Origin of the sequence: Mesorhizobium sp. M7A.F.Ca.CA.004.04.2.1, from assembly GCF_004022825.1 — a bacterium.
In the GTDB taxonomy this organism is placed as follows: domain Bacteria; phylum Pseudomonadota; class Alphaproteobacteria; order Rhizobiales; family Rhizobiaceae; genus Mesorhizobium.
The window spans coordinates 1-5,177 of the sequence record NZ_RZPH01000389.1 but is presented as its reverse complement, the minus strand read 5'-3'; the positions used below and the strand labels follow the sequence as shown (position 1 = coordinate 5,177).

4 protein-coding genes, 1 pseudogene and 1 riboswitch are annotated in these 5,177 nt (G+C 62.8%); of the genes and pseudogenes, 3 read left to right on the top strand and 2 right to left on the bottom strand.

What is annotated here, in order from left to right:
* Together EN893_RS18065 and araD1 are read left to right on the top strand one after the other, a co-directional pair.
* Nucleotides 1-480 (top strand): annotated as a pseudogene (locus EN893_RS18065) (sugar ABC transporter permease); the annotation flags it as partial.
* Nucleotides 481-784: 304 nt separating this feature from the next.
* Nucleotides 785-1,777 carry an AraD1 family protein gene (araD1, locus tag EN893_RS18060; protein WP_127266707.1) on the top strand — a complete coding sequence of 331 codons (993 nt, stop codon included), beginning with the start codon at nucleotides 785-787 and terminating at the stop codon, nucleotides 1,775-1,777.
* A 175-nt stretch (nucleotides 1,778-1,952) separates the two neighbouring features.
* Here the strand turns inward: araD1 and EN893_RS18055 are convergent, their stop codons facing one another.
* Entirely contained in the window at nucleotides 1,953-2,726 is a 774-nt protein-coding gene (locus EN893_RS18055; RefSeq protein ID WP_127266706.1) for an ABC transporter substrate-binding protein, read from the bottom strand.
* A gap of 99 nt (nucleotides 2,727-2,825) precedes the next feature.
* The gene (locus tag EN893_RS18050; RefSeq protein WP_127272666.1) at nucleotides 2,826-3,920 is read right to left on the bottom strand and encodes a 2'-deoxycytidine 5'-triphosphate deaminase; all 1,095 of its coding nucleotides are present in this window, start codon (nucleotides 3,918-3,920) and stop codon (nucleotides 2,826-2,828) included.
* Between the two features lie 138 nt (nucleotides 3,921-4,058).
* Nucleotides 4,059-4,136: riboswitch (SAM riboswitch) on the top strand.
* 57 nt (nucleotides 4,137-4,193) lie between these two features.
* Between EN893_RS18050 and EN893_RS18045 the strand changes: the two genes are divergently transcribed.
* On the top strand, nucleotides 4,194-5,177 hold a 984-nt coding region (locus EN893_RS18045), incomplete at its 3' end, for an aminotransferase class I/II-fold pyridoxal phosphate-dependent enzyme (protein ID WP_128361680.1).

Below are 5,177 nucleotides of genomic sequence, written 5' to 3'. Positions count from 1 at the left end.
TGCGCCAGCTACAGGGGCCTGCCGGTGGTGCTGCTCGTCATGGGCGTGCTGATCTCGCTGTTCGTCTTCGTCACCAAGCGCATGACCATCGGCCGCCGTATCTATGCCATGGGCGGCAATTCCAAGGCCGCGCAGCTTTCAGGCATCAACACCGAGCGGCTGACGCTGATGGTGTTCATCAATATGGGCGTGCTGTCGGCGCTCGGCGGCCTGATCATCGCGGCGCGACTGGGACAGGCGGTGCCGGCCGCGGGCCTCGGCAGCGAGCTCGACGTCATCGCCGCCGTCTTCATCGGCGGCGCCTCGGCGATGGGCGGCGTCGGTCAGGTCATCGGCGCGGTGGTCGGCGGCTTCATCATGGGCGTGATGAACAACGGCATGTCGATTATGGGCGTCAATGTCGACTGGCAGCAGGTGGTCAAAGGCCTGGTGCTGCTCGGTGCCGTGATCTTCGACGTCTACAACAAGAACAAGGCTTGAACGGGCTTAAGAGCAATTCCAGGAAAATGTGAAACGGTTTTCCGCCTGGAATTGCGCCAAGACAATGAGTTAGAGCGGTTCGCCGTTTCCGTGAAACGGTGAACTGCTCTAGGCGAGGCAAGCAGGAGGCATACGATCGCGGCGCTGCCGGCAACCCGCCGGTAACAGAAGTCCCTGAGGGACCAGGCCCGCGAGCGCAATCCGAACTGAGAATTTAAACCGTGGCATGGACGAGGTCCCGGCCGCGCTGAGTAAGGTCTGCCGTTTTGGCAGTCCTGCCAAGGCAAATGAGAGAGGATTCATCATGCTGATCTCCCAGATCCTCGACGACGCCGAGACCATCCGCGTCGTCGCCCGCAATGGCGGCAAGACCCGGATCATCAATGGCGCCCGCAGCGTCTATTCGCTGGCGATGGAGGCCGCCCGCACCGGCGTCGGCCTCGTCGCGCTGATCGAACGCAAGGGGCTTGGCGAGACGGTCGATCTCGAGGCCGCTTACAAGAAGGGGCGGCTGCTGTCGCCGATCAATCACCCTGATCCGGCGCATCTGCACCTGACCGGCACCGGGCTGACGCATCTCGGCTCCGCCGCGACGCGCGATTCCATGCACAAGAAGCTGAGCGCCGACGGCGAGGAGCAGCTCACCGATTCCATGAAGATGTTTCGCATGGGGCTGGAGGGCGGCAAGCCGGCGAATGGCCAGATCGGCGTGCAGCCGGAATGGTTCTACAAAGGCAACGGCACGATGGCGGTGGCGCCAGGTGCCGCACTTCTGTCACCGGCCTTTGCCAAGGACGCCGGCGAAGAGCCCGAGGTGGCCGGCATCTATGTCATCGGCGACGACGGCGCACCTTTCCGCGTCGGCTTCACGCTGTCGAACGAGTTTTCCGACCACGTCACCGAGCGCGTGAACTATCTGTTCCTCGCCCATTCCAAGCTGCGCAACGCCTCGTTCGGTCCGGAAATCCTGATCGGCGACCTGCCGCCCGATATCCGCGGCACCTCGCGCATCGTGCGTGACAGCGAGGTGCTGTGGGAAAAGCCGTTCCTGTCCGGCGAAGCGAACATGTCGCACACCATCGCCAATCTCGAACATCACCATTTCAAATACGCGGCCTTCCGCCAGCCGGGCGACGTGCATGTGCATATGTTCGGCACGGCCACGCTCTCTTTCGCCGACGGCATCAGGACCGAGGCCGGCGATGTGTTCGAGATCGAGGCCGGGGACTTCGGCCTGCCGCTGCGCAATCCGCTGGAGATCGAAAAGCCGGTGAAGGTGGCTGTGAAGGCGCTTTGAGGTAGCGCCTTTTTCCTTCTCCCCTTGTGGGAGAAGGTGGATCGGCGCGTTAGCGCCGAGACGGATGAGGGGTGTTCCAGCGAAATAAGACGTTTGCGTTCCCTGGAACACCCCTCATCCGCCGCCTTCGGCGACACCTTCTCCCACAAGGGGAGAAGGGAAGAAGCGCCCAGCCTCAATAAATATCGAAGTCGAAATACTTGGCCTGGATCTTCTTGTAGGTGCCGTCGGCAACGATCGCATCGATGGCCGCGTTGAGCTTGTCGCGCAGGGCCGTGTCTTCCAGGCGCACGGCAATGCCGGCTTGCGTTTCGGTGCCCTTGACGTCGCCGACCAGCTTGCAGCAGCCGTCGCTTGCCTTCTTCAGCCAGTCCATCAGCACGAACTTGTCCGAGATCACGGCGTCAAGACGACCGTTGGTCAGGTCGGTGATCGCCTCTTCCTGGGTCGGATAGAGCTTTGCCTCCGCGCCTGCCTTGCCATACTCATTCTGGGCATAGTCGGCCTGCGTGGTCGAAGCCTGGGCGCCGACCGTCTTGCCGGCCAGTGCCGGTGGTTCGGTCGAGGTGAGATCGCTGTCCTTCGGCGCCACCAGAGCCAGCGGTGTCGTATAATATTTGTTGGTGAAGGCGACCTGCTTCTTGCGCTCCTCGGTGATGCTCATCGAGGCGATGATGGCGTCGAATTTCTTCGCCTGCAAGGCGGGAATGATGCCGTCCCAGTCCTGCGTGACGATCTCGCACTCGACCTTCATCTGCGCGCATAGTGCATTGGCGATGTCGATGTCGAAGCCTTCGACCTTGCCGTCAGCGGTAATGGTGTTGAACGGCGGATAGGCGCCCTCCGTGCCGATCTTGATTTTTTCAGCTGCCTGCGCCGACAAAGAGCCGGCAGCCATCACCAGCATGGCAGCGCCCGCTGCCGATACGATCCATTTTGAAATCTGCATTTTCTTGGTTCCCCTTGAACGCCGGCATCTTGACGGGCGGCAAGGCAGCCAAGCATGGCGCGCCGGTACAGGCAAGTATTTTGCCTTGGGGCAATGAGGTCAGCGCGCGGCGCGGAAATGCTTGGACAGCTTCAGGCCCTGCGCCTGGTAGTTGGAGCCGAGATCGGTGCCGTAGAGGGCCTGCGGCCGCTTCAGCATGTGTTCGTAGACCAGCCGGCCGACGATCTGGCCATGGTCGAGAATGAACGGCACTTCGTGGCTGCGCACTTCCAGCACCGCCCGGCTGCCGGTGCCGCCGGACGCGGAATGGCCAAAGCCCGGATCGAAGAAGCCGGCATAGTGGACGCGGAACTCTCCGACCAGCGGATCGAAGGGCGTCATCTCGGCGGCGTAGAGCGGCGGTACGTGCACCGCCTCCTGGCTGACGAGGATGTAGAACTCGTCGGGGTCGAGCACCAGTTCGCCGGCGCCGCTCTTGTGGATCGGCTCCCAGAAGTCGACGACTTCCTGCGCCGCGCGCTTGTCGACATCGACGAGGCCGGTGTGATGCTTGCCGCGATAGCCGACCAGCCCGTTCTGATCGCCGTTGAGGTCGATCGACAGCGCGATGCCGCCGCCGGAAATGTTCGGCGGCTCGGTGGCGACCAGCGTCTGCGCGCGATGCAACTCGTGCAGCTCGGCTTCCGAGAGCAGCGCATTGCCGGTGCGGAAGCGGATTTGCGACAGGCGTGAGCCGGTGCGCACGACGATCGGGAAGGTGCGGGGGCTGACTTCCAGAAACAGCGGGCCGTGATAGCCGGCAGCGATCTTGTCGAACTCGTGGCCGCGATCGGTCATGACCCGGGTGAAGATGTCGAGCCGCCCGGTCGAGCTCTTCGGATTGGCCGAGGCCGAAATATCAGCCGGCAATGCCAGGCTTTCAAGCAAGGGCACGATATAGACGCAGCCGGTCTCCAGCACCGCGCCCTCGGCAAGACTGATCTCGTGCAGCTGCAGCCGGTCGAGCTTTTCCGAGACCTTGTGGTTGGGGCCGGGCAGGAAGGAGGCCCGCACCCGCCAGGCCTTGTCGCCGAGCCTGAGGTCGAGACTGGCCGGCTGGATCTGGTCGGCGTCGAGCGCACGCGCCGACTTCAGCGCGCCGGACTGGAACAGCGCCGATATGTCCTGATCGGGAAGAATGCCTGTCTGCCGCAAGGCTCCGCTCCTAGGTCAGACGTTTTTCTTGTCGCAGGTTCTGGTCGCAAAACCGTGGAACACTTTTGCGGAACCTGCTTGGTACAAACCTCTTAATGAAGCCGGCAATTGACGCAAGCGTGGCGCGGGTCTAAAGGGTCGTTATCCCGTGGTGATTTGGCCGGTCGGCTTGCAGCCACGTTAAACAAGTCGCTAAAGGACCGTCGGGCCGCAAGGCCGTATGGACCGGTTGCGACTTTCGCGGCCGGTTTTTTTGTGTCTGGAAGAAAAGCGATGAGCACCAAGAAGCACAACTGGAAGCCTCAGACGGCACTCGTGCACAGCGGAACGCTGCGTTCCGGTTTCGGCGAAACGTCGGAAGCGATCTACCTCACCCAGGGCTATGTCTACGAAACGGCGCAGGCCGCCGAAGCCCGTTTCAAGGGTGAGGAACCGGGCTTCATCTATTCGCGCTACGCCAATCCGACCGTCGACATGTTCGAAAAACGCATGTGCGCCCTGGAAGGCGCCGAAGACGCGCGCGCCACCGCGTCGGGCATGGCGGCGGTGACGGCCGCCCTTCTGTGCAGCGCCAAGGCCGGCGACCATATCGTGGCGGCACGTGCGCTGTTCGGCTCCTGCCGCTGGGTGGTCGAGACGCTGGCGCCGAGATACGGCATCGAGGCGACGCTGGTCGACGGCACCGACATCGCCAACTGGGAAAAGGCGGTCAAGCCGAACACCAAGCTGTTCTTCCTGGAAAGCCCGACCAATCCGACGCTGGAAGTGGTCGATATCGCCGCTGTCGCTTCGCTTGCCAATTCGATCGGCGCAAGGCTGATCGTCGACAATGTCTTCGCCACGCCCCTGCAGCAGAAGCCCTTGCAGCTCGGCGCCCATATCGTCGTCTATTCGGCGACCAAGCACATAGACGGCCAGGGGCGCTGTCTCGGCGGCGTCATCCTGTCGGACAAGAAGTGGATCGACGAGAACCTGCACGACTATTTCCGCCATACTGGCCCAAGCCTGTCACCCTTCAACGCCTGGACGCTGCTGAAAGGCCTGGAAACGCTGCCGCTGCGCGTGCGCCAGCAGACGGAAAGTGCCGGCCGGATCGCGGATTTCCTGGCCGAGCGGCCGGAAATCGCCCGCGTCATCTATCCCGGCCGCGCCGACCATCCGCAGGCCGACATCGTCAAGAAGCAGATGTCGGGCGGCTCGACACTGATCTGTCTCGACGTCAAGGGCGGCAAGCAGGCGGCCTTCGCCTTGCAGAAC

Excerpts from the sequence above, each read along its gene's own strand:
- araD1 (WP_127266707.1), top strand. The coding sequence starts at position 785 with ATGCTGATCTCCCAGATCCTCGACGACGCCGAGACCATCCGCGTCGTC.
- EN893_RS18055 (WP_127266706.1), bottom strand. The coding sequence starts at position 2,726 with ATGCAGATTTCAAAATGGATCGTATCGGCAGCGGGCGCTGCCATGCTG.